The sequence below is a fragment of the Cryobacterium algoritolerans genome (assembly GCF_004402785.1).
Classification (GTDB): Bacteria; Actinomycetota; Actinomycetes; order Actinomycetales; family Microbacteriaceae; genus Cryobacterium; species Cryobacterium algoritolerans.
Window position 1 is genome coordinate 55,459 of record NZ_SOFP01000045.1, and the last position, 22,582, is coordinate 78,040.

At 67.9% G+C, this 22,582-nt stretch carries 15 protein-coding genes; 12 read left to right on the forward strand and 3 right to left on the reverse strand.

Features of this window, described 5'->3' with window-relative positions; all coding sequences use genetic code 11:
* Positions 1 to 304: 304 nt before the first annotated feature.
* A complete protein-coding gene (locus E3O19_RS08390; RefSeq protein ID WP_241981276.1) occupies positions 305 to 682 on the reverse strand; it encodes a DUF1622 domain-containing protein in 378 nt (125 codons plus the stop codon).
* A gap of 405 nt (positions 683 to 1,087) precedes the next feature.
* Here E3O19_RS08390 and E3O19_RS08395 point away from each other — a divergent pair, with 405 nt between their 5' ends.
* From E3O19_RS08395 to E3O19_RS08420, 6 genes are all read left to right on the forward strand, one after another.
* Positions 1,088 to 2,464 carry a DUF6421 family protein gene (locus tag E3O19_RS08395; RefSeq protein WP_134566888.1) on the forward strand — a complete coding sequence of 459 codons (1,377 nt, stop codon included), beginning with the start codon at positions 1,088 to 1,090 and terminating at the stop codon, positions 2,462 to 2,464.
* Entirely contained in the window at positions 2,457 to 3,209 is a 753-nt protein-coding gene (locus tag E3O19_RS08400) for an SDR family NAD(P)-dependent oxidoreductase (protein ID WP_134566889.1), read from the forward strand. The genes E3O19_RS08395 and E3O19_RS08400 overlap by 8 nt, the downstream gene beginning before the upstream one ends.
* Positions 3,210 to 3,277: 68 nt before the next feature.
* Positions 3,278 to 4,363 carry a threonine aldolase family protein gene (locus E3O19_RS08405; RefSeq protein WP_134566890.1) on the forward strand — a complete coding sequence of 362 codons (1,086 nt, stop codon included), beginning with the start codon at positions 3,278 to 3,280 and terminating at the stop codon, positions 4,361 to 4,363.
* Complete coding sequence (locus E3O19_RS08410) at positions 4,363 to 6,054, forward strand: long-chain-fatty-acid--CoA ligase (RefSeq protein ID WP_134566891.1); 1,692 nt, start codon at positions 4,363 to 4,365, stop codon at positions 6,052 to 6,054. Before E3O19_RS08405 ends, E3O19_RS08410 begins: the two co-directional genes overlap by 1 nt.
* A gap of 245 nt (positions 6,055 to 6,299) precedes the next feature.
* Positions 6,300 to 6,893, forward strand: a complete 594-nt coding sequence (locus E3O19_RS08415; RefSeq protein WP_134566892.1) for a nitroreductase family protein — start codon at positions 6,300 to 6,302, stop codon at positions 6,891 to 6,893.
* A gap of 159 nt (positions 6,894 to 7,052) precedes the next feature.
* Complete coding sequence (locus E3O19_RS08420) at positions 7,053 to 8,546, forward strand: dihydrolipoyl dehydrogenase family protein (protein WP_134566893.1); 1,494 nt, start codon at positions 7,053 to 7,055, stop codon at positions 8,544 to 8,546.
* Here the strand turns inward: E3O19_RS08420 and E3O19_RS08425 are convergent.
* Positions 8,524 to 9,570: a zinc-dependent alcohol dehydrogenase family protein gene (locus E3O19_RS08425; RefSeq protein WP_134566894.1), complete on the reverse strand. Its 1,047-nt coding sequence runs from the start codon at positions 9,568 to 9,570 to the stop codon at positions 8,524 to 8,526. The two genes, E3O19_RS08420 and E3O19_RS08425, sit on opposite strands and share 23 nt — an antisense overlap.
* A gap of 187 nt (positions 9,571 to 9,757) precedes the next feature.
* On the reverse strand, positions 9,758 to 11,911 hold the full coding sequence (locus E3O19_RS08430) for an ATP-dependent Clp protease ATP-binding subunit (protein WP_134566895.1): 2,154 nt from the start codon (positions 11,909 to 11,911) through the stop codon (positions 9,758 to 9,760).
* A gap of 246 nt (positions 11,912 to 12,157) precedes the next feature.
* Here E3O19_RS08430 and E3O19_RS08435 point away from each other — a divergent pair, with 246 nt between their 5' ends.
* The 6 genes from E3O19_RS08435 (at position 12,158) to E3O19_RS08460 (ending at position 22,337) form a co-directional block, all read left to right on the forward strand.
* Positions 12,158 to 14,125, forward strand: a complete 1,968-nt coding sequence (locus E3O19_RS08435; protein ID WP_134566896.1) for a primary-amine oxidase — start codon at positions 12,158 to 12,160, stop codon at positions 14,123 to 14,125.
* Between the two features lie 34 nt (positions 14,126 to 14,159).
* Positions 14,160 to 15,059, forward strand: a complete 900-nt coding sequence (locus E3O19_RS08440; RefSeq protein ID WP_166804520.1) for a universal stress protein — start codon at positions 14,160 to 14,162, stop codon at positions 15,057 to 15,059.
* A gap of 29 nt (positions 15,060 to 15,088) precedes the next feature.
* On the forward strand, positions 15,089 to 16,624 hold the full coding sequence (locus E3O19_RS08445) for an APC family permease (RefSeq protein ID WP_134566898.1): 1,536 nt from the start codon (positions 15,089 to 15,091) through the stop codon (positions 16,622 to 16,624).
* A gap of 61 nt (positions 16,625 to 16,685) precedes the next feature.
* Positions 16,686 to 20,072, forward strand: a complete 3,387-nt coding sequence (locus E3O19_RS08450; protein WP_134566899.1) for a DEAD/DEAH box helicase — start codon at positions 16,686 to 16,688, stop codon at positions 20,070 to 20,072.
* Between the two features lie 304 nt (positions 20,073 to 20,376).
* Positions 20,377 to 21,693, forward strand: coding sequence for a glycosyltransferase 87 family protein (locus tag E3O19_RS08455; RefSeq protein ID WP_166804521.1), 1,317 nt, complete (start codon positions 20,377 to 20,379; stop codon positions 21,691 to 21,693).
* 35 nt (positions 21,694 to 21,728) lie between these two features.
* Positions 21,729 to 22,337: a histidine phosphatase family protein gene (locus tag E3O19_RS08460; protein WP_277613019.1), complete on the forward strand. Its 609-nt coding sequence runs from the start codon at positions 21,729 to 21,731 to the stop codon at positions 22,335 to 22,337.
* The last annotated feature ends 245 nt before the right edge of the window (positions 22,338 to 22,582 follow it).

Here is a 22,582-nt window from a genome sequence, read left to right on the forward strand (position 1 = left end):
CTTTGGTGTGGATGCGGGACGTGTAATTCCCCATGCACAACTCAGTGCACACCGCGGCGGCCGGCTGAGAAGGTGCTGTAAATCTTCACGTATCATTAGCAATGGTAACGGTTTTTACAGGGGCGTCGACTACTGCCCACCGGCAACTGAGTCAGCGAATGGCCGCCCCAGCCGACAACCACGGCCCGATTGCCGCGATGACCAGCCAAACACGCTCACACCCTGACGCGAAGCCGTGCATCGCCGCCCGCCACATTTTCGAAACGGATCCGCTCGGGGTCGCCCGGCAGGGCACCGGGGCAGGTCAGGCCGGCGGATCGACGCGGCGCACCCGCCAGCGCGCCCACGGCCAGACGCCGTCCATCTCCACCTCCAGCGAGAAGCTCAGCAGGATGCGGATGATGACGATCCCCGCCAGGCCGAGCACGCTCGCCGTGGTCAGGTCGACCAGGATCGTGCGGATGATGTCGGCCACGATCAGCACCTCCAGCCCGAGCAGGATGGCCCGGCCGAGGTTGCGGCGAAGCTCGGTGTACGCGCCCTTCCGGGTCGCGGCGACCAGAGCCCGCGGCACCGCGAAGAGGAACGCGGATGCCCCGCCGAGCACCATGATCCCGGCCCCGACGGCCTCGACCGCCTGTACGACCGTCCGGATGACTTCTTCGAATACCAGCGTTTTCACGTCCGATCCGTTGGCCGGGGCAGCGCCCCGTAGTGGACGCGCAGCCCGGGGTCCAGGCGCTCGCGCGCCGAGGAGTCGGTGAAGCGCTTCACCACCTGCCGCGCATCCGTCACATCCGTCGCCCTCGCAGGCTAGCCCAGCACGCCGCTTCCCGCCCGGCGCGCACCAGCCGGCGCGCTCCAGCCCGGCCCGCACCGAGAGATCGCCCTTACCGCCCGACCGACCGGCGGAAGTGTCAACCTCGACCGAAACGCTCGAATTCGTCAAGATCAGGCCGCAAATCCGGCGATTCGTTGCGAGATATCGCAAGAAAACGCCGGGGTTGTCCCGATACGCTGGACCATGGCGCTGAAGCCGGCGCCGCCACTGCCGCAACCGCGGCATCCAGGAGGACGGGAGGTTCCCATGTCGAATTATGTTGCCAACGCGCTGGTCGGTGAGCCCGAGGTTCTCGAGGATGTCGCAGGCTCCGCCGCGTGGCTCCGGCTCAAAACCGCTGCCACCGCCTTGCAGGCCCTGCAGGTCAAGAACGGCTCGGTCCCCGAGGCCGGCGCGCACGTGGATGCCGCATTCCTCGTCGCGACCATCACCGCGGCCGTCGACGAGCTCGCCCCGTGGTTCCCGCACGACGCCGCCTACCTCGAGGCGCTCATCCGGGACTTCGGCCGCTGGGCATCGGAGGGATTCAACGAGCCCGACTTCTACGACTCGCTGATGGCCTTCCAGCCTCAGCTGCACCGGGCCGACGGCATCCGTCACCTGGTCGTGTTCCCGATGTACACCCAGAACGGCAGCACGAACCGCCTGGTTGAGGCCGTGCTCATCGAGGTCATCTGGCCGGCGTTCATCGACGAGCTGGAGAAGGAGTACACCAACGGGTTGTTCGTTCCGATCCGTTTCCTTGACTTCACACCCGGTTACGACACCAACTCGGCTGTCCTGTTCCCCGAGACCGTCGCGATGCGCGAGATCCCCACGTTCACCTGGGGGGCGATCTTCGCCGACCGCGAGGCCGCGAGGTTCCGCCGGGTGGTGCGAGCGGCAGCCGAGATCACCCGTCTGGACCTGCCCGCCGACGCTGCCGCGCTCATGGACGACCAGCACCTCACCGAGGAAACCTTCGTGATGTGGGACCTCATCCACGACCGCACGCACATGCGCGGCGACCTGCCGTTCGACCCGTTCATGATCAAGCAACGGATGCCGTTCTTCCTCTATTCCTTGGAGGAGCTCCGCTGCGACCTGACCGCTTTTCGCGAATCGGTCGCGATCGAGCGCGACGAGGCGGCCAGCCCCGAGGCGCGCAAGCACGCGAAACTGGTGCAGTACGCCGTGATCTTCGACCGGATCTTCCGGTTCGCGATCAGCGGCAGCCGGGTGCGCAACTACGACGGGCTCGGCGGCCAGCTGCTCTTTGCGTGGATGCACCAGCACCACGTACTGCACTGGACCGACACGGCGCTCACCTTTGACTGGGAGGCTGTGCCGGAGGTCGTCATCGCTCTCGGCGCGCAGATCGACGAGCTCTACTGGGCGTCGATCGACCGGCCGAAGAAGGCGCACTGGCTCGCCGCCTACGAGATGATCGCGACGACCCTGACGCCGAACCCGGCGTCGACCTGGGCTCGCGGCCTGCCGTTGGAGGTGCTCGCCGGAGCGCCGAAGGGGTACACCGACCTCGTGCTCGACGACGAGTTCCCGCTGTCGATGTTCTTCGAGGCGCTCGACAAGAAGATGAAGACCGTGATCGAGTCGACAGCCGGGCTCACCGGGCGTGACTGAACGGCCTGAAGAAACCGCGGGGTCGGCGTCCGCCGCCGGCCCCGCGGTCGGGCGCATCGCCGCCTACCCTCCCGAGGAGGACGCCGACGCCAGCACCGTCGCCGGGCGTATCGTGCTCGTCGCCGGTGCGACCAGCGCCGCGGGCCTGGCCGTCGTGTCGGCCCTCACCCGGGCTGGTGCCGGCGTGATCGCGGTAGGTTCTAACGCGGAACGACTACGAGCGCTGCGGGCCGCCGCCCCCGCGGCGGTGACCTACCAGTGCGATCTGGCCGACTTCGCGGCCGTGACCGGTCTCGCCGCGGTGGTGCACGCCGAACACGGCCCGATTGACGGCCTCATCCACCTGGTCGGCGGCTGGCGTGGCGGCGGCGGCCTCGCCGGGCAGGGCGACGACGACTGGGACTTCCTGCACCGCAACGTCGTGACCACCCTCCGCAACACGACCCGCGCCTTCAACGCCGACCTCCTCGCCTCCCCGGCGGGGCGCCTCGCGATCGTCTCCTCCGTGTCGGTCGACAACCCGGTCGCCGGCGGGGCGAACTACGCCGCCGCGAAGGCGGCCGCCGAGACCTGGACCCGCGCCGTCGGCCAGGGCTTCCGTAAGGCAGCAGCACCGGCCGCCGCCGTCGTCTTCGTCGTCAAGGGCCTCGAGGGGCTCGAGACCGAGCTCGCGGCCCGCGTCGTCGCCCTCTGGGACACGGATGCCGCCGCCCTGGACAACACCCGGGTGTTCCTGGCGCCCTGACCTCGGTCACATTCCCCCCGCGTTCGGTCGGGTTCGACCCGCAGTCTGCACAGAATCGAAGGAGCTTGATGCGCGAAGATGGAGGGGTGACTCAACTCCATGACCTCAACTCGCGCGGTTTCGCCTCGGACAACTATTCGGGAGTGCATCCCGAGATCCTCGAGGCAATCACCCGGGCGAATGGCGCACACCAGATCGCCTACGGCGAAGACCTCTACACGGCCAGACTGCAGGAGGTCTTCGCGGAGCATTTCGGAGACGGCGTCGAAGCGTTCCCGGTGTTCAACGGCACCGGCGCAAACGTGATCGGGCTGCAGTCGATGCTGCCGCGCTGGGGCGCGGTCGTCTGCGCGTCGACCGCGCACATCAATTCCGATGAGGCAGGGGCGCCGGAAAAGGTCGCGGGCATCAAGCTGCTCACCGTGGACACCCCCGACGGAAAGCTCACCCCGGCGTTGATCGACCAGCAGGCCTGGGGCTGGGGCGACGAGCACCGCGCCCAGCCGCTCGTCGTATCGATCACCCAGACCACGGAGCTCGGCACCGCGTACACCGTCCCGGAGGTGCGGGCCATCGCCGAGCACGCACACGCGCACGGCATGATGCTGCACATGGACGGCGCGCGGCTCTCCAACGCCGCGGCCTCGCTCGGGCTGCCGTTCAGGGCCTTCACCCGCGACGCCGGCGTCGACGTGCTCAGTTTCGGCGGCACCAAGAACGGCATGATGTACGGCGAATGCATCGTGGTGCTGAACCCGAACGCATCCGCCGGCCTGATCTACCTGCGCAAGCTGAATATGCAGCTCGCCTCGAAGATGCGGTTCATCTCGGCCCAGCTGATCGCGCTGCTCGAGAACGACCTCTGGCTGCGCAACGCCGGCCACGCCAATCAGATGGCCGCCCGGTTGCGCGCCGCCCTCGAAGCTGGGATGGTGGACGGCTCGATCCGGGGCGTCAGCTTCAGCCAGGCCACCCAGTCCAACGCCGTGTTCGCGGTTGTTCCCGCCGGGGTCGCCGACCGCCTTCGTGAGTCGTTCCGTTTCTACGACTGGGATGCGGCCCGGAATGAGGTGCGCTGGATGTGCGGCTTCGACACCACCGAAGCGGACATCGATGCGTTCATCGTCGCCCTGAAAGATGAGTTGAGCGCCTGATGAACGTGTTCGCGAACAAGCCATGGCTCGGTTCCTATGCTCCAGGTGTGCCTGCGACCATCACCGAGCCGACCGAGACCCTCGTCGACATGATCGAGAAGTCGGTGCGGCGGTTCGCGGGCGACGTTGCGCTCGACTTCTTCGGCGCCACCACCCGCTACGCCGAACTGGGCGAGCAGATCTCCCGGGTGGCCAACGGGCTGCTGCGGCTCGGCGTGAAACCCGGCGACCGGGTGGCCCTCGTACTGCCGAACTGCCCCCAGCACGTGGTGGCGTTCTACGCCGTGCTCCGGCTCGGCGCGATCGTGGTCGAGCACAACCCGCTTTACACCGAGCGTGAACTGCGGCACCAGTTCGAGGACCACGGCGCCACCGTCGCCGTGGTCTGGGACAAGGTCTACGGAACCATACGCGACTTCCCGGCAGACATGGGGCTGCGCTCCGTCATCGCCGTCGACCTGACAGAAGCGATGCCCTTGGGCAAACGCGTGGCCCTGCGGCTGCCCGTGGGCAAGGCCAGGGCCGCCCGGAGCGCTCTCACCGTGAACTCACTACCCAAGGGCGCGATCGAATGGTCGTCGCTGGTCGGTTCTCGCAGGCTCCGGCACAACCACCCGCGGCCGAAGATCGACGACACCGCCGCTCTCCAGTACACCAGCGGCACGACCGGCAACCCCAAGGGCGCCATCCTCAGCCACTTCAACCTGCGCGCCAACGCCCTCCAGGGCGAGGCGTGGGTGCCGGGCCTGCACGTGGGCGAAGAGGTGTTCTACGCGGTGCTGCCGATGTTCCACGCGTACGGTCTCACCCTGTGCCTGACCTTCGCAATGGCCACCGGGGCCAGGCTCGTGCTGTTCCCCAAGTTCGACGAGCGGTTACTGCTCGACGCGGCCCGCCGCACCCCGCCAACGTTCATGCCCGCGGTCCCGCCGATCTACGACCGGCTGGTCAGGGCGGCCGCGGAACGCAAGGTGAGCCTGCGCAGCATCCGCTTCGCCATTTCGGGCGCGATGAGCCTGCCGGTGTCGATCGTCGAACGCTGGGAGGCCGCAACCGGCGGCCTGCTGGTCGAGGGCTACGGCATGACCGAGGCATCACCGATTGCCGTCGGCAACCCGATGGGTCCCACCCGGCGGCCCGGCACGGTCGGCGTGCCGTTCCCGAGCACGGAGATCCGGGTGGTCGACCCGGCCGACCCGACCATCGACCGGGGTATCGAGGAGGAGGGCGAGCTGCACATCCGCGGCCCGCAGGTCTTCTCCGGCTACTGGGACCAGCCGAGCGAGAGCGCGAAGGTGCTGCTCGAGGGCGGTTGGCTGCGCACCGGAGACATCGTTCGGGTCTCTGCCGACGGCTTCATCACCGTCGTCGACCGGATCAAGGAACTGATCATCACGGGCGGTTTCAACGTGTCACCTTCCGAGGTCGAGGCGGCGCTGCTTTCGCACCCGGACGTCGCGGACGCCGCCACGGTCGGTCTGCCGAGCCGGAACGGCGGCGAAGACGTCGTGGCCGCGGTCGTGCTCAGCGAGGGAGCCGTTCTCGACGTCGAGGAGCTGCGCACCTACTGCCGCACCCGGCTCTCCGCCTACAAGGTTCCACGCAACATCGTGCAGGTCGACGAGCTCCCCCGCTCCCTGGTCGGCAAGGTGCTCCGCCGCGAGGTGCGCGCCAACCTCACCGCCCCGTAGCCGCCCGCCGCTCCCCCAACCCGGCGCCCCTCCCTCCCGACTCCCTAGATTCCAATCGCGAGAGTGCACTTTTCGCCCTCTCACGCCTCCCGACGGGCGAAAAGTGCACTCTCGCGGCCAGGAACGTCACGTGACGGGATTGTTGATGCAGGTGCATGGAATAGAGGGAATAGACGGCGAACGGATGCGTTGAAGCTCGTGGGTCAGCGTTGCCCTGATTCCTCCTCCCAGCGAAAGACGGGCCCATGACCCTCATCACCGATACCATCAGCCGCGCGGCCGACACCGCGTCGCCGATCCTTCCCGTGCTCGCCGGCCGCTGGAGCCCGCGTGGCTTCGACTCGTCCGCCGTGATCGACGAGTCCACCCTCACCACCGTGCTCGAGGCCGCCCGCTGGGCGCCGTCGGCAAGCAACCTGCAGCCGGCGCGTTACATCGTCGCCCGCCGCGGTTCCGCGAGCTTCGCGAAGATCCACGCCACCCTGATGGGCTTCAACCGAGCGTGGGCGGATGCCGCATCCGTCTTGATTGTCAACGTCGCGAACCTGCCCATCGACGAGACCCGTGAGAACCCGTGGGCCAGGTATGACCTCGGCCAGGCAGTGGCGCACCTCACGATCCAGGCGCAGCACGAGGGCCTGCACACCCACCAGCTCGGCGGTTTCGACGCTCCAGCGCTCGCCCAGGCGTTCGGCCTCGGCGACGACCAGGCCGTCGTCTCCGTCACCGTGCTCGGTGTGCTCGGCGACCCCGACGCTCTCTCCCCTGAGCTCCTCGAACGCGAACGCTCCCCGCGCATCCGCAAGCCCCTCGCCGAACTCCTCCTCGTCAACGACTGACCTTCTGCCGGAGTCCCCGTTCGGGCCCGGCACGGCCCGGCCCGATGGGCAACGGCGCGGCTCAGTATCTGTACAGTCCCGTCGGGTAAGAAAGAGATCCGATTGTCTCTCCCCTGTATCCGCGGGCGAGACCAGCAGCGACCCAGCGCGGAGAACTCAATGACCCAAAGCACCCCCGACCACTTCGACGTCGTTGTCATCGGCGCGGGGCCCGCCGGAACGGCCGCCGCGCTCCGGGCCGCAGAGCTGGGCGCCAGGGTCGCCGTGGCGGAGGCCGACCGGCTCGGTGGAACCTGCGTGAACACGGGTTGCGTACCCACGAGAGTGCTTGCCAAAGCGGCACGCCTCATTCGAGAGGTGCGCACGGCGGACACCTACGGAATCGAGGTCAGCGATCCGCGCATCGACTGGGCCACCACGGTAGCGCGGGTGCAGTCCCGGGTGGACCGGGTCCGCTCGATCAAGAGCGAAGCCGAGCGGTTCGCCGCTGCCGGAATCGAACTGGTGCAGGAAGGTCGAGCGCGATTCGTCGATCCGCACTCCGTGGTCCTGAAGACCGGCCGCATCCTCACCGCCACCACCTTCCTGGTCTGCGTCGGCGGGCACTCCCGACGATTGCCCGTGCCGGGGGCGCATTTCGCAACGGTCCCGGAGGACATTCTGAGCCTGCCGGAGCTGCCCCGCCGGGTCGCCGTGATCGGTGCGGGCAACACCGGCGCCCAATTGGTCACGGTGTTCAGTTCCTTCGGCTCCGAAGTGACCGTGCTCGACATCGCCCCGCGAATTCTGATGGCTTCGGATTCCGACATCGCTGACACGGTGTCGGCGGCGTTCCGCCAGCAGGGCGTAGCCGTGCACACCGGAATCGAGACGGTCACCGCGATCGAGCAGGAAACCGACGGAACCCTCACGCTGTCCTGGCGTGAGCAGGGGGCAGGGAAATCCGCCGGCTTTGACGCGGTCATCATGTCAACGGGCTGGCCGGCGGATGTCGACGACCTCGGGCTCGAAAAGGCCGGCGTCACCACGGAGCGTTCGGCCATCCCGGTCGACCAGTACTTTCGGAGCAATGTGCCGCACATTTTCGCGGTCGGTGACGCGAACGGACGTGACATGCTCGTACAGGCCGCTCAGTTCGAAGGTGAGGCCGCGGCCGAAAACGCGGTGCTGGACGCCAACCGCAGGACACCGCACCACCTGCTCCCGGCCGGTGGCTTCACCGACCCCGACTACGCGGGCGTGGGGTTGACCGAGGCTGAGGCGAGATCTCGCGACCCACATTGCGTCGTCGCGACGGTGCCCTACTCCGACCTCGACCGCGCCGTGATCGACGGCCGGGAACCCGGGTTCCTCAAGCTCATCGCCGACCGTCGGCGGGAACTGATCCTCGGAGCCCATGCCACCGGGGAGAACGCGATCGAGGTCGTCCAATCCGTGACCACGGCGATGGCCGCCGGAATCGACGTCGCCACCCTGGCCAGGGTGCGCTTCGCCTATCCAACTTACAGCGCGGTCATCGGGCTGGCGGCCCGGCGACTGCTACTGGAGGGGCCTAAGCCAACCCCGGTGATCGAGCTTGTCGAAATCCCTGCCTCAACAAGCTCGACGACAGGCAGGAGCGCAGCCGTCCTTACGGGCGGAGGAGCACCTTGATCGCACGGCGCTCGTCCATGGCGGCATACGCCTCGGCGACCTCGGACAGCGGCAGCTCGAGGTCAAACACGCGCCCGGGGTTGATTGCTCCGGAGAGCACCTCGGGGAGGAGCTCCTCGACGTAACCCCGCACGGATGCGACGCCACCGTTCAGGCCGACGTTGCGGCCGAACAACGGCCGCACCTCGATCGGGCCGCCGGTGGGCACGCCGACGTAGCCGACCATTCCGCCGGGCCGGGCCGAGGCGATGGCCTGCTCCATCGATTCCTTCGTGCCGACGCACTCGAGCACGCAGTCCGCGCCGATGCCGTCGAAGATCTCACGGATGCGGGCAACTCCCGCATCGCCGCGCTCCTCGACGATGTCCGTCGCGCCGAACTCGCGGGCAACAGCCTGCCGTTCGGGATTGCGCGACATTGCCACGATCCGGGAGGCACCGAGGCGCTTGGCCGCGATGATGCCGCAGAGTCCGACCGCGCCGTCGCCGACGACGACGACGGTGCTACCGGTGGTCACCCCGGCCGACAGAGCGGCGTGGTGGCCGGTGCCCATCACGTCGGCGAGGGTCAGGAGGCCCGGAACCTGGGCGTCGGTGGGCAGCGTCGGGGTCGCCACAAGTGTGCCGTCCGCGTGCGGCACGCGCACCTTCTCGCCCTGGGCGCCGTCGGCAAAGCCGCCGAGTTGGTCGTCTGAGCCCCACCAACCGCCGTTCAGGCAGGAGGTGCTGACGCCGTTTCGACAGTTGACACAGGTGTTGTCGCAGTCGTAGAACGGCGCGATGACGAAGTCGCCGACCTTGATGGTTGAGACGTCGGCGCCGATCTCCTCGACGATGCCCACGAATTCGTGGCCGATCCGGTGTGGTTCGTCGGTGGGCTGCACACCGCGGTAGGGCCAGAGGTCCGAGCCGCAAACGCAGGCTGCGACGACGCGCACGATGGCGTCACCGCCGCTGGAAAGGGTGGGGTCTGGGACTTCTTCAAGGCGAACATCCCGTTCGCCGTGGATCACTGTTGCACGCATCCTTCGACCCTAGATGCCCCTCCTGACCGTCCCCCGGTCTTCCGCCCGCTTTCCGCTTGCCGCGAAAGTGCAGTTTTCGCCCTTCAGGAGGTCCCAAGGGGCGAAAACTGCACTCTCGCGGGAGGGACAGGGGCGTTAGAGGATTGGAGGAGCAGGGCCAGGGCGGGGGGCGGGGCGGGGGGCGGGGTCAGACCAGGGCGGGGGCGGGGGCCACGGTGAGGGCATCCTCGTCGGGGTCCAGGTCCACCAGCACCGTATCACCGTCGCGGACCTTGCCCGAGAGCAGCGCCTTCGCCAGGCGGTCGTCGATCTCGGTCTGCATCAGCCGGCGCAACGGTCGCGCGCCGTAGATCGGGTCGTAGCCGCGTTCGGCCAGCCAGGACCGGGCATCCGGGGTCACCGCGAGCTCGAGCCGCCGCTCGACCAGGCGGCGCTCGAGCCGGTCGACGAGCAATTCGACGATCTGGCCGAGGTCCTCCATCGACAGCGACTCGAACACGACGATCTCGTCGAGGCGGTTGACGAACTCGGGTTTGAAGGTCTGACGCACCAGCTTCTGCACGGCCTCCTTCTTCTGCTGCCGGCTCAGGCCCGCATCGGTCAGGAACTGCGAACCGAGGTTGGACGTCAGCACCAGGATCGTGTTGCGGAAGTCGACCGTGCGGCCCTGGCCATCCGTCAGTCGCCCGTCGTCAAGCACCTGCAGCAGAACGTCGAAGACCTCCGGATGCGCTTTCTCCACTTCGTCGAACAGGATCACCGAGTAGGGGCGGCGGCGCACGGCCTCGGTGAGCTGCCCACCCTGCTCATAGCCGATGTAGCCGGGAGGAGCCCCGACGAGCCGGGAGACGGAGAACTTCTCCCCGTACTCGCTCATGTCGATGCGCACCATCGCCTTCTCGTCGTCGAAGAGGAACTCGGCGAGCGCCTTGGCCAGCTCGGTCTTGCCGACGCCGGTCGGCCCGAGGAACAGGAACGACCCGGTCGGCCGGTCCGGGTCGGAGATCCCGGCCCGGCTGCGGCGCACGGCGTCGGCGACAGCGCGCACGGCCTCCTTCTGGCCGATCAGCCGGTGCTCGAGCTCGCCCTCCAGGTTCAGCAGCTTGTCGGTCTCGCCCTGCAGCAGCCGGCCCACCGGGATACCGGTCCACATGGCCACGACCGCAGCGATGTCCTCGGCGGTGACGTGGTCGTTGACCATTCGGGGCCCGTCGGATTCCGCCCGCTCCGCCTCCGCCAGCTCGCGCTCCATCACCGGGATGTCGCCGTAGAGCAGCCGGGACGCCTTCTCCAGGTTGCCCTCGCGCTGGGCCCGGTCGGCGGCGCTCCGCGCGGTGTCCAGCTTCTCCTTGAGTTCGCCGATCCGGTTGAGCGAGGACCGCTCCTTGTCCCAGCGCGCCTGCAGCCCGGCCAGGTTGGCCTCCCGCTCGACCAGGTCCCCGCGGAGCTTTTCCAGCCGCTGCTTCGACGCGTCGTCCTTCTCCTTCTTCAACGCCAGCTCCTCGAGCTTGAGCCGGTCGACACTGCGCCGCAGCTCGTCGATCTCCACCGGCGCCGAGTCGATCTCCATCCGTAGCCGGCTCGCGGCCTCGTCGATCAGGTCGATCGCCTTGTCGGGGAGCTGCCGGGCGGTGATGTAGCGATTGGAGAGGGATGCCGCGGCCACCAGCGCCGCATCCGCGATCGACACCTTGTGGTGGGCCTCATAGCGCTCCTTAAGCCCGCGCAGGATGGCCACGGTGTCTTCCACGCTGGGCTCGTCGACGAGGACCGGCTGGAAACGGCGCTCCAGCGCGGCATCCTTCTCGATGAACTCGCGGTACTCGTTGAGAGTCGTGGCGCCGATCAGACGCAACTCACCACGGGCCAGCATCGGCTTGAGCATGTTGGAGGCTGCCACCGAGCCTTCACCGCCGCCCGCGCCCATCAGCGTGTGCAGCTCGTCGACGAAGGTGATGATCTCGCCTTCGGCGTCGTTGATCTCCTTGAGCACCGCCTTCAGCCGCTCCTCGAACTCGCCGCGGTACTTGGCCCCGGCCACCAGGGCCGCCAGATCGAGGGAGACGAGTTGTTTGCCCTTGAGTGAGTCGGCGACGTCGCCGGCGACGATGCGCTGGGCAAGGCCCTCCACAACCGCCGTCTTGCCGACGCCGGGTTCACCGATGAGCACGGGATTGTTCTTGGTGCGCCGGGTGAGCACCTGGCTGATCCGGCGGATCTCCGCGTCCCGGCCGATCACCGGGTCGAGCTTGCCGCTCTTGGCGATCTCGGTGAGGTTGACCCCGTACTGCTCGAGGGCCGTCTTGGCGTCTTCCTGGCGCGGCTGCTGACCTGCTTGCATCGGGAGGTCCTCTCTCTGGCCGACCGGCCCCCCCAGGGACTGGCGGAGAAGCTGAGTCTTGTCGACTCAACTTTATTTGATATTCGACCGACACGCCAGCGGCACGGAATAGCGGATGCAGGGCAGGTGAAATTTTGCGCCGGCGAGCGCTCTTCCCCCGCCGGGTGCCGTCCTCTGGATGTACGGTGTGGGTGACTGCATGCGCACGACCCGCCCGCATCCGCTCTTCAACGCAGAGGAATCACGATGGCCTTTCACCCGCTCGATCCACTGGCCGCAGCCGAGTTCACCGCCGCGTCCGCCATCCTCGCCCGGGAACACGGGGTCGGCGAAGGCTGGCGCTTCGCATCGATCGAACTCGTCGAACCCGCCAAGAGCGCAATCAGAGCCTTCGAGGCCGACGGCACAATGCCGGACCGGCGGGCCAGGCTGGTGGTACTCAACCGCACAGAGAACAGCACCTGGGTTGGGGTCGTTTCCCTCGCAGACGGTGCCCTGCTCGACTGGGCCACCGTGCCCGGTGTGCAGGCAAATTTCACCGTCGACGAGTGGGAAGAGGCGGATAACGCCCTCCGCACCCACCCCGATGTGGTCGCCGTGCTCATGGGCCGGGGCATCACCGACCTGGACAACGTTTTCATCGACACCTGGACCTACGGCGACGCCGTCATCCCCGACCGGTTCCGCGGCCGCAGGCTCGGCTGGGCGGATATCTGGGTGCGCAGGGAGACGGGCGCGAACCCCTACGCCGGGCCGGTCAGCGGCCTTCACTTCGTGATCGACGTGAACACGATGGAACTCCTCGAGATCGAGGACTCGTTCGAGGTCGAGCGCCCGGAAATCATGGGCGAATACGTTCCGCACCTGATTCCGCCGCGCATCCGCGAGCTCAGCCGCCGCCCACCGCTGAAGCCGCTCGACATCGTGCAGTCCGACGGGCCGAGCTTCACTGTCGACGGCAACCTGGTCCAGTGGCAGAACTGGTCCTTCCGGGTCGGTTTCAACTACCGCGAGGGCATGACCCTGCACAATGTGGGCTACACCGACGGCGGCCGGCTGCGCCCGATCGCCAACCGGCTCTCCTTCGCCGAAATGGTCGTGCCGTACCGCGACCCCAGCGTCGATCACTTCCGCCGCACCGCCTTCGACATCGGCGAGTGGGGCCTCGGCTTCATGACCACCTCGCTCGAACTCGGCTGCGACTGCCTCGGCGAGATCCGCTACCTCGACGCGGTGCTGCACAACAGCAAGGGTGAGCCGTACACGATCCCGAACGCCATCTGTATCCACGAGGAGGACAACGCGGTGCTCTGGAAGCACGTCGACCACGATGGCCGGGCCGAGGTGCGACGGATGCGTCGCCTCGTCGTGTCCTTCCACGTCACCGTCGCGAACTACGAGTACCTCGTCTACTGGCGTTTCTACCAGGACGGCAACATGGAGTGCGAGGTGCGCGCCACCGGGATCATGGTGGTCACCCACCTCGACGCCGGCCAGCCGCATCCGAACGGCACGCTCGTCGATACCCGCACCTACGCCCCGTTCCACCAGCACTTCATCGTCGCCCGGATGGACCTCGACATCGACGGCCCGGAGAACACGGTCTTCCGCTCCGAGACCCGGATCGAACCGATCAGCGGGGCGAATCCGCTCGGTCTGGCGCTGACCCAGCAGAACACCCCGATGGAGACCGAGGGCTTCGACGACTTCGAGTGGAACACCCAGCGGGCCTGGAAGGTCGTGAACGAGAAGTCGCTGAACGGCCTCGGCACCCCCGTGTCCTACAAGCTGGTGCCCGGGGGCGCCATCCCCTCGTTCTTCGATTCAGCCGCACCGGCCCTGCAGCGCGCCCAGGTGATCGGGCACACCGTCTGGGTCACCCCGAACGATGAGGCGGAGCGCTGGCCCTGCGGTGAATTCGTCAACCAGAGCTCGGTGGACCACGGGCTGCCCGAGTGGATCCAGGCAAAACGATCCGTCCGCGACACCGACCTCGTGCTCTGGTACGTTTTTGGCATCCACCACATCACCCGGCCGGAGGAATGGCCGGTCATGCCGGCCGACACAGTGTCGTTCTGGCTGAAACCGGTCGGCTTCTTCGACCGCAACCCGTCGCTCGCCGTGGAATCGAGCCCCAGCGCACACTGCGCCCCCGGAACCTCCGGCACGCACGACGAGCACAACCACGGCACGCACGAAGAGCACCAGCATTGACCGCGGCACCGCAAAATCGAAGGAGTTGAGCAGAGTGACCCGAGTAGCGAACTACGTCGTCGCTTACGAAGCGACCGAACGCGGCAACGAAGCCATCGAATTGGGTGTCGCCCTGGCTCGCCTGACCGGGGCCGAGTTGCGGCTCTGCCTCGTGCTGCCGCACTCCTCCGCCGTGCCCGCCAAGGTAGGTGCGTCTGCCTCTGACTTCCAGGCCCTGCTCGAGGAACAGGGCCTGGAGTGGCTCGCGCAGGCCGCGTTGCGGATCCCCGCGGACGTCGTCGCAACGACGAATCTGCTCTGGGCGGACTCGGCCACGGAGGGGCTGCTGCAAGCGGTCGAAAGATTCGACTCTGACCGGATCATCGTCGGCGCCTCGCGGCGCGGCATCCTGAACCGGTTCACGATCGGCAGCGTGGCGAACTCGCTGCTGCACGCGTCGCCGGTGCCCGTCGCCCTCGCACCGCACGGCTACCGGGCCCCGGAGCAGATCACGCGAATCACCTGCGCAATCGGCACCCGTCCGGGCTGGCGCACCCTGCTCGACTCGGTGCTCGCGTTCTCAGAGGGCCTCACCGTGGATCTGCGCTTCGTCACCCTCGTCGAGGTCGACGCCTACCGCACTCACGCGACAGGCGGCGAGGCGGTGGCCGACGAGAACGAGAGCGGGGCCCACCTTCGCACCGTGCTCGACTACTTCTCGACACATTCCAGGGCGCACGGGGACATCACCACCGAGGTGGCGTCCGGCCACAACGTGGAGGCCGCTGTCGAGGCCCTCGACTGGCAGGAGACCGAGATCGCCTTCGTCGGGTCGAGCCGGCTCGCCCAGCCCACCACGATCTTCCTCGGCATCACGGCACACCGCATGCTGCACGCCCTTCCCGTGCCCCTGATCGTCGTCCCCACCGGCACGCACGCCCGACTGACGCGCTGACGGAACAGCGCCGACAGAAAGCCGCGCCGATGACGAACATCGACCCTTCGAGGTCCGCCGGAGCCACCACCAGCGGCCTGTCCGACAAGGGATTGAGCGCCCGCTCGATCGGGGTGCTCGGCGCGACCGTCATCGGCATCTCCTGCATCGCCCCTGCCTACACTCTGACGGCTTCGCTCGGTCCGACGGTCGCGGCCGTCGGCACGCAGATGCCGGGCATCTTCCTGGTCGGCTTCATCCCGATGCTGCTGGTGTCGCTCGGCTACCGGGAGCTCAACAGCGCCATGCCGGATGCCGGCACCTCCTTTACCTGGGCCACCCGCGCGTTCGGCCCGTGGATCGGCTGGATGGGTGGTTGGGGACTCATCGTCGCCACCGTGGTCGTGCTGTCCAACCTCGCCGGCGTCGCCGTAGACTTCTTCTACCTCATGCTCGGTCAGCTGTTCGGCAATCCCGACCTGGCCGACCTCGCCTCCAACGTGGTCATCAACGTGCTCAGCTGCCTGGTCTTCCTGATGGCGGCCTGTTACCTCTCCTATCGGGGAATGGAAACCACCAAGGCGGTGCGGTACGTGCTCGTGGCCTTCCAGCTTGTCGTGCTGGTCTGGTTCAGCGTCGCCGCCCTGGTGCAATTCGGCACCGGTACGGCGTTCGATGCCCTCGCCTTCAGCGCCGGCTGGTTCAACCCGTTCCTCGCCCCGTCGTTCTCCGCCTTCACGGCCGGGATCTCACTCTCGATCTTCATCTTTTGGGGCTGGGACGTGACCCTCACCGTGAACGAGGTGACGAAGAACCCCAAGACCACCCCCGGGCGCGCGGCCACCCTCACGGTCGGCATCATCTTCGCGCTGTACATCCTCGTCGCGGTCGCGGCCCTCATGTTCTCCGGCGTCGGCGTGGGGGAGCTGGGGCTCGGCAACGAGGGCATCCGGGGGAACGTCCTCGCCGCCCTCGCCGGGCCGGTGATGGGACCGTTCGCCATCCTGATGTCACTGGCCGTGCTGTCGAGCTCGGCCGTTTCCCTGCAGTCCACCTTCGTCGGCCCGGCGCGCACAATGTTCGCGATGGGCCATTACAAGGCCTTACCGATGCGGTTCGCCTCGATCAGCCCCCGCTACAAGTCGCCGGGCTTCGCCACCCTGGTGGCCGGCATCGTGGCCTGGGTGTTCTACGCGGCGATGCGGATGCTCAGCACGGATATGCTCACCGACACCATCCTGACCCTCGGCATGATGATCTGCTTCTACTACGGCGTCACCGCGTTCGCGTGCGTCTGGTACTTCCGCACCGAGGCCTTCACCCAGGCCAGGGCGTTCTTCCTCAAACTCCTCGCCCCGCTCGTCGGCGGAGTTATCTTGGGCGTGATCTTCGCGACCACCCTGTACGACAGCATGAACCCCGATTACGGCAGCAGGTCGAACATCGGCGGGGTCGGCCTGGTCTTCATCCTCGCCATGGTGTTGTTCACCGGCGGCGTCGTGCTGATGCTGCTGATGCGGCGCGCCGAGCCGGCCTTCTTCCAGGGCCGCACCCTCCGGAAGGGGTCCTCGACCGATCGGGCCTAGCCCCGGCGCGCCACCGCCCGCGTCGATGCCGCAGTCCCGTGGGAGAATAGGGACCCTCACCATGGCTCATTCGCTCAGTTCCCACCAGATCGCGCTACTGGTGGGCAGCCAGGCCTTCTCCCGCGGTGAACGCTATGCCCGCAACGGCAACGTCAACTCGCCGGAGTGGTTCGGCTCGGGCACCCAGCTGTTCGGGGAGGTGCAGGGCAGCCGGTCGACACCGTATGCGGTGACCGTGTCCTTCACCGAGAACGCGTCTGGCGCACTGGTGCACGCCTCCGGAGTCTGCACCTGCCCGATGAAGAAGAACTGCAAGCATGTGGCGGCCCTCCTGATCGTGAGCGCCGCTACCCCAGGGGCAGACGGCACCCCGGCGGGTGAACCCGGCCGCGCGGTCGGCGACCGGCGGACGCCCCGGTTCGAGCCTTCCGCCGGCCCGCCCGCTCCGCCTGCCGCACCGGACTGGCAGCGCGCCCTTGCGCCGCTCGCCCGGGCGACCGGCAACGCCCCGGCGACCACGGCGGTCGGCCTCCAGTTCGAACTGCAAGACCCCGTCCGCGATGCACGATTCGCCGGCGGCCCCCGGCCAAGGAGGCTGGCCGCCCGCCCGGTGATTATGGGCAAGAAGGGCAAGTGGATCCGCGGCAATCTCACCTGGGACAACCTCGCCTATGTCTTCGGCGCCTACGATCCCGCTCAGCTGACGGTCCTCAAGGCGCTGTACGCGCTGTACTCCGCAGGTAACCGATCCACCGGCTTCACTCAGCAGTGGATCCTGCTCGACGGCTTCGCCAACCGGGCGTTCTGGGAGATCCTCGCCGAGGCGAGGGCCGCCGGGCTGGCCCTGGTCGGCGACGTGAACGGACTGGCGTGGGTGGACGTGGCACCGGGCCCTGCCGCGCTCCAGCTCGACATCCGCCGGGAGGAGGGCGCCCTCACCCTCTCGCCCACGGTCATCCTGGCCGGCCGGCGCCTCGGTCGCACCGAATTCGGGTTAATCGGCAGCCCCGCCCACGGCGTGTTCACCTGGGCCGAGCCCGCCGCGGGCAAGGTGAGGGACGACGCCGCGGCCGCGATCACCCTCGCGCCGCTCGAACACCAGCTCGGGGCGGAGCTGGTCGCCCTGGCCGCATCCGCCAACGCCCTCATCATTCCCGGCGCCGACGAAGCCCTGTTCCTCGCCGACTTCTACCCTTTCCTGCGCAGCCAGATCACCCTGACCAGCACCGATGGCTCCTTCGCCCTGCCGGAGGCACCCCACCCACGGCTGGCCCTCCAGATCACGCACCAACCGGGGGCGCGCCTCGAACTGCGCTGGGACTGGGAGTACGTCGCCGCCGAGGCGGAGAAGGACACTGTGGGCGCGCTCCATCGCAGCGCCCTCCGGCCGGCGCCCGGCGACACCCGGTTCAGGGACCCCGCGCGCGAGCACGCCATCCTCGCCGCTGTTCTTCCGGTGCTCACTGGTTTTCCTTCGCTCGAACAGACGCACGAGGGCCGGCCGCGCCTGGCCGTGATCGCGACCCTCGATGGTGCCGAGATGATCGATTTCCTGGGCCGGGTCATGGAGGAACTGGAGGAACTGGACGACGTCCGGGTCACGGTCAGCGCCGACGCCCCCCAGTACCGGCCCGCCGACGATGCCCCCGTGATCCGCCTGGCCACCACGGAGAGCACTGCGACCAGGGACTGGTTCGACCTCGCCGTGACCGTCAGCATCGACGGCGAGGAGATCCCGTTCGACGATCTGTTCCGGGCGTTGGCCGCCGAACAGGAGATCCTGATCCTGGAAAGCGGCACCTGGTTCAGCCTCGATCGCCCCGAGTTGCACCAGCTCCGCCGACTGATCGAGGAGGCCCGCGGCCTGCAGGACGCCGGCGCGGAGTCGCTCGGACTCAGCCGGTTCCAGGCTGATCTCTGGGACGAGTTGCAGGTCCTCGGCGTGGTCGCCGAACAGGCCGCCGGGTGGCGCACGACCGTCGCCGGGCTCACGGATGCCGACCGGATCGACCGGCGCCCGCTCCCAACCGCGGTCCACGCCACACTGCGCGGTTACCAGCAGGCCGGGTTCGACTGGCTCAGCTTCCTCTTCGACCACCGACTCGGCGGCATCCTCGCCGATGACATGGGACTCGGCAAGACGCTGCAGGCGATCGCCCTGATTGCCTACGCCCGCGACCAGGCGCCCACCTCGGCGCCGGGCGAGCGCGGCGCGCCGTTCCTGGTCGTGGCCCCCACGAGCGTGGTTTCGAACTGGGCTGCTGAGTGCGCCCGTTTCGCCCCGAGCCTTCTCGTCGCCACGATCACCCAGACCGCGGCGAAGCGCTCCACGAGCCTCGCCTATGTCAGCGCCGACGCGGATGTCGTGATCACCTCGTACACGCTGTTCCGGCTCGACTTCGACGACTACAACGGACTGGACTGGGCGGGACTCCTGCTCGATGAGGCCCAGTTCGTGAAGAACCACCAGGCCAGGGCGCACCAGTGTGCCCGCCGCCTCAAGACGCCGTTCAAGCTCGCGATCACCGGGACGCCGATGGAGAACAACCTGATGGAGCTCTGGTCGTTGCTCTCGATCACGGCGCCCGGCCTGTTCCCGAGCCCCGGCCGGTTCACCGACTATTACCGTAAACCGATCGAGACCAACGCAGACAACGACCGCCTCACCCAATTGCGCCGCCGCATCCGCCCGTTCATGCTGCGCCGCACCAAGGACCAGGTGGCCGGCGACCTTCCGGAGAAGCAGGAACAGGTGCTCGAACTTGAGTTGAACCCCAAGCACCGCAAGGTCTACGACACGCACCTGGCCAGGGAACGACAGAAGGTGCTCGGGCTGATCAACGACCTGAACGCCAACAGGTTCGAGATCTTCCGTTCGCTCACCATGCTGCGCCAGCTCAGCCTCGATGCGAGCCTGTACGACGAGAGGTACGCAGGGGTTCCGTCCACGAAACTGGACGCGCTTCTCGAGCTGCTGGCGGACACCGTCGCGGAGGGGCACCGCACTCTCATCTTCAGCCAGTTCACCCAGTATCTCGGCAAGGCCAGGGACCGGCTCGACGCCGCCGGCATCAGCTACTCCTATCTGGACGGCAAGACCCGTGGCCGGGCCCGCACGATCGACGAGTTCAAGAACGGCACCAACTCGGTCTTCCTGATCAGCCTCAAGGCCGGCGGCTTCGGCCTGAACCTCACCGAGGCCGACTACGTCATCCTGCTCGACCCGTGGTGGAACCCCGCCACGGAGGCGCAGGCCGTCGACCGGGTGCACCGGATCGGCCAGACGAAGAATGTCATGGTGTACCGACTGGTCGCCAAGGACACGATCGAGGAGAAGGTGATGGCCCTCAAGGCCACCAAGGCGCGCCTGTTCGAGAGCGTCATGACGGATGCTGCGCCGCAAGGCACCAAGCTGACGGCCGCCGACATCCGAGAACTGCTCTCCTGAGCGAGCCGTGCCGTGCCGGATGGGGTCTTCCGTCCGCCTCCCGGGCTGGGATCGCCCGGTCACGGGCCGAACTCCAGAGCATCGAGGTGGCGAATGCCGCAGCAGAAATTCTCGAACGGTGGCTCCACGACCGCCGTGATCGGCGAGGGCGAGAAGGACGCAGCCGGCCGGAACCTCTCCCCGCTGAGAACACTCTCAGAAGTGTCACCCAATGGACGCCCGGATGCAGCCTGCCTGTCATCTGGGTTTTCTACGCTGGCGTCAGTCACCGCTCCAGGTGCCGACGTCTGCAGAGGTGAGTGCCGTGTCCCAGCTTCTCGACCGGGCCGACCGCCGGCTCTTCCACGCCCTCACCCCGACCAGGCTGGCCTGGCTTCACTCCCCCCGCACCCTGGTGCTGGGCTTCCTCGCCATCCACATGGTGTTCCTGCTCGCCCTGCTGCCGACCATCCTCACCGGCAACGTACTCGGAGACCTGCCGCTCTACCGCACCTGGGCGGAGAACGGTCTCGTCCACGACCTCTGGCAGGGCATCGATGTCGAATGGGTGTACCCGATCGGGGCCCTCGTCCCGATCGTGTTCGCCGCCATCGGCGGTCCTCTGCTCTACCAGCTGCTCTGGTTCCTGATGACGATGTCCCTTAATGCGATCGCCGTGGTCGCGCTGACCGATCGGGGCCGGGATGCCCGTGGGTATCGGGCGGCCTGGCTGTGGCTGCTCCTCAGCTTCCTGCTCAGCCCCGTCGGCCTCCTACGGCTGGAGGGACTCACCGCGCCGCTTGTGATCACCGGCCTGGTTTTCCTCGCCCGCCGACCGATCGTGGCCACTGCACTGCTCACCACGGCCACGTGGATCAAAGTCTGGCCGGCCGCCGTGATGCTGGCCGTCGTCACGGTCTCCAGCCGCCGCAAAGTGGTCGCCGTGACCGGCGCGGCCATGAGCGCCGGCGTCGCCCTGGTCGTATGGGCCTCGGGCGGGATCCGCTTCCTGACCGGATTCATCACCATGCAGTCCGACCGCGCCCTGCAACTCGAGGCACCCGTGACGACGCCGTGGGTGTGGCTGGCCGTCTCCGGGAGACCGGACACGGCCATCTATCAGAACTACGCCATAGCGACCAGGGAGGTCGCCGGCCCCGGCACAGCGGTCATCGCCGAGGTGATGACGCCGCTGATGTTCCTGGTGCTCGTCGCCGTACTCACCCTCATGCTGGTCGGGCTCAGGCGGCGCGGCGACCCCGCACGACTCCTCCTGCTCGGCTCGCTCGCCTTGGTGGGGGCCTTCATCGTGTTCAACAAGGTCGGTTCGCCGCAGTACATGCTCTGGCTCGTGCCGATCGTGGTCGTCGGGGCCGGCACGGCCTGGCGGCAATGGCGCGCGCCGGTCTACCTGATGCTCCTCATCAGCGCCTTGACGACCCTGATCTTCCCTGTCTTCTATCTCCCCCTGATCGACGGTGACCCGTTTGCCGTCCTGCTCCTGACCGTTCGCAATGTGCTCCTTGTGGTGATGCTCGGCTGGTCCGTTCTTGCCCTGCTCCGGCTCGTCCGATCCACTCCCCGACTCGTCCGGCCGTCCGCCCGTCCGGGCGCTCGCACCGTCGCCGCCTACCGGGACTGACCGCCGGAGGGCCGCGGCTGGAGGACAATGGACGGGTGAGTTCTGCAACTACCTTCGCCCTCGTCCGCCACGGCCAGACCGAATGGAACGCCGCGATGCGGATCCAGGGTCGCACCGATATTCCGCTGAATCACGCCGGCCGGGAGCAGGCCGTGGACGCGGTCGGCGCGTTGCGCCGGTACGACTGGGACTTCCTGGTCTCCTCGCCCCTGTCCCGGGCGGCCGAAACAGCCGACGTGATCGCCGCCGGCCTCGGGCTGACGGTCACACAGCGCATCCCCTCCCTCGTGGAGCGGGACTACGGCCTGGCCGAGGGCCTGGGTGCCGGCGCCGAACTGGAAGCCCTGCGCGAGTCGGGGGGGACGACCGGCAACGGAGGCTTCCGCGGCGCCGAGCCCGAGGGCGACGTCGCCGACAGAGGGGTCGACGCACTGCGAATGCTGGCGCGCGACAACCCGGGGGCTCGCATCATCGTTGTCAGCCACGGCACCCTGATCCGGCTGAGCCTGATGCGGGTCCTGGGCCGTCCCATCCCGACGATCGACAACGCCGCACTCACGGTGGCGCAGAGCGGCCCCGGCGGCTGGACCCTCGACGTTCTCAACGGCGAGGTCCTCGAGCCGGCGACCCCAAGCTCCGTGTAGCCCCGACCACAAGTGGCAGAGCTCGCGCGGTGATACAGCCCGCGCGGTGATACGGCCCGCGCGGTGATGGAGGTTGCCGAAATCCGGGCGCGGCTGGGTCTTGACCAGCTCGACCACAGGCGGGACTCGAGCACCGCGGCAGGGTCGACCAGCGGTGGTGGTGGTCGGTGCGGCCGGGGTGTTAACGCAGGAAAGCCACCCCGGTGGGGTGGCTTTCCTGGTGTTGCTAAGTTGAGTCCGGCGGT

Coding starts and splice junctions, on each gene's coding strand:
- E3O19_RS08395 (WP_134566888.1), top strand. CDS start 1,088: ATGTCGAATTATGTTGCCAACGCGCTGGTCGGTGAGCCCGAGGTTCTC.
- E3O19_RS08405 (WP_134566890.1), top strand. CDS start 3,278: ATGCGCGAAGATGGAGGGGTGACTCAACTCCATGACCTCAACTCGCGC.
- E3O19_RS08410 (WP_134566891.1), top strand. CDS start 4,363: ATGAACGTGTTCGCGAACAAGCCATGGCTCGGTTCCTATGCTCCAGGT.
- E3O19_RS08415 (WP_134566892.1), top strand. CDS start 6,300: ATGACCCTCATCACCGATACCATCAGCCGCGCGGCCGACACCGCGTCG.
- E3O19_RS08420 (WP_134566893.1), top strand. CDS start 7,053: ATGACCCAAAGCACCCCCGACCACTTCGACGTCGTTGTCATCGGCGCG.
- E3O19_RS08425 (WP_134566894.1), bottom strand. CDS start 9,570: ATGCGTGCAACAGTGATCCACGGCGAACGGGATGTTCGCCTTGAAGAA.
- E3O19_RS08430 (WP_134566895.1), bottom strand. CDS start 11,911: ATGCAAGCAGGTCAGCAGCCGCGCCAGGAAGACGCCAAGACGGCCCTC.
- E3O19_RS08435 (WP_134566896.1), top strand. CDS start 12,158: ATGGCCTTTCACCCGCTCGATCCACTGGCCGCAGCCGAGTTCACCGCC.
- E3O19_RS08445 (WP_134566898.1), top strand. CDS start 15,089: ATGACGAACATCGACCCTTCGAGGTCCGCCGGAGCCACCACCAGCGGC.
- E3O19_RS08450 (WP_134566899.1), top strand. CDS start 16,686: ATGGCTCATTCGCTCAGTTCCCACCAGATCGCGCTACTGGTGGGCAGC.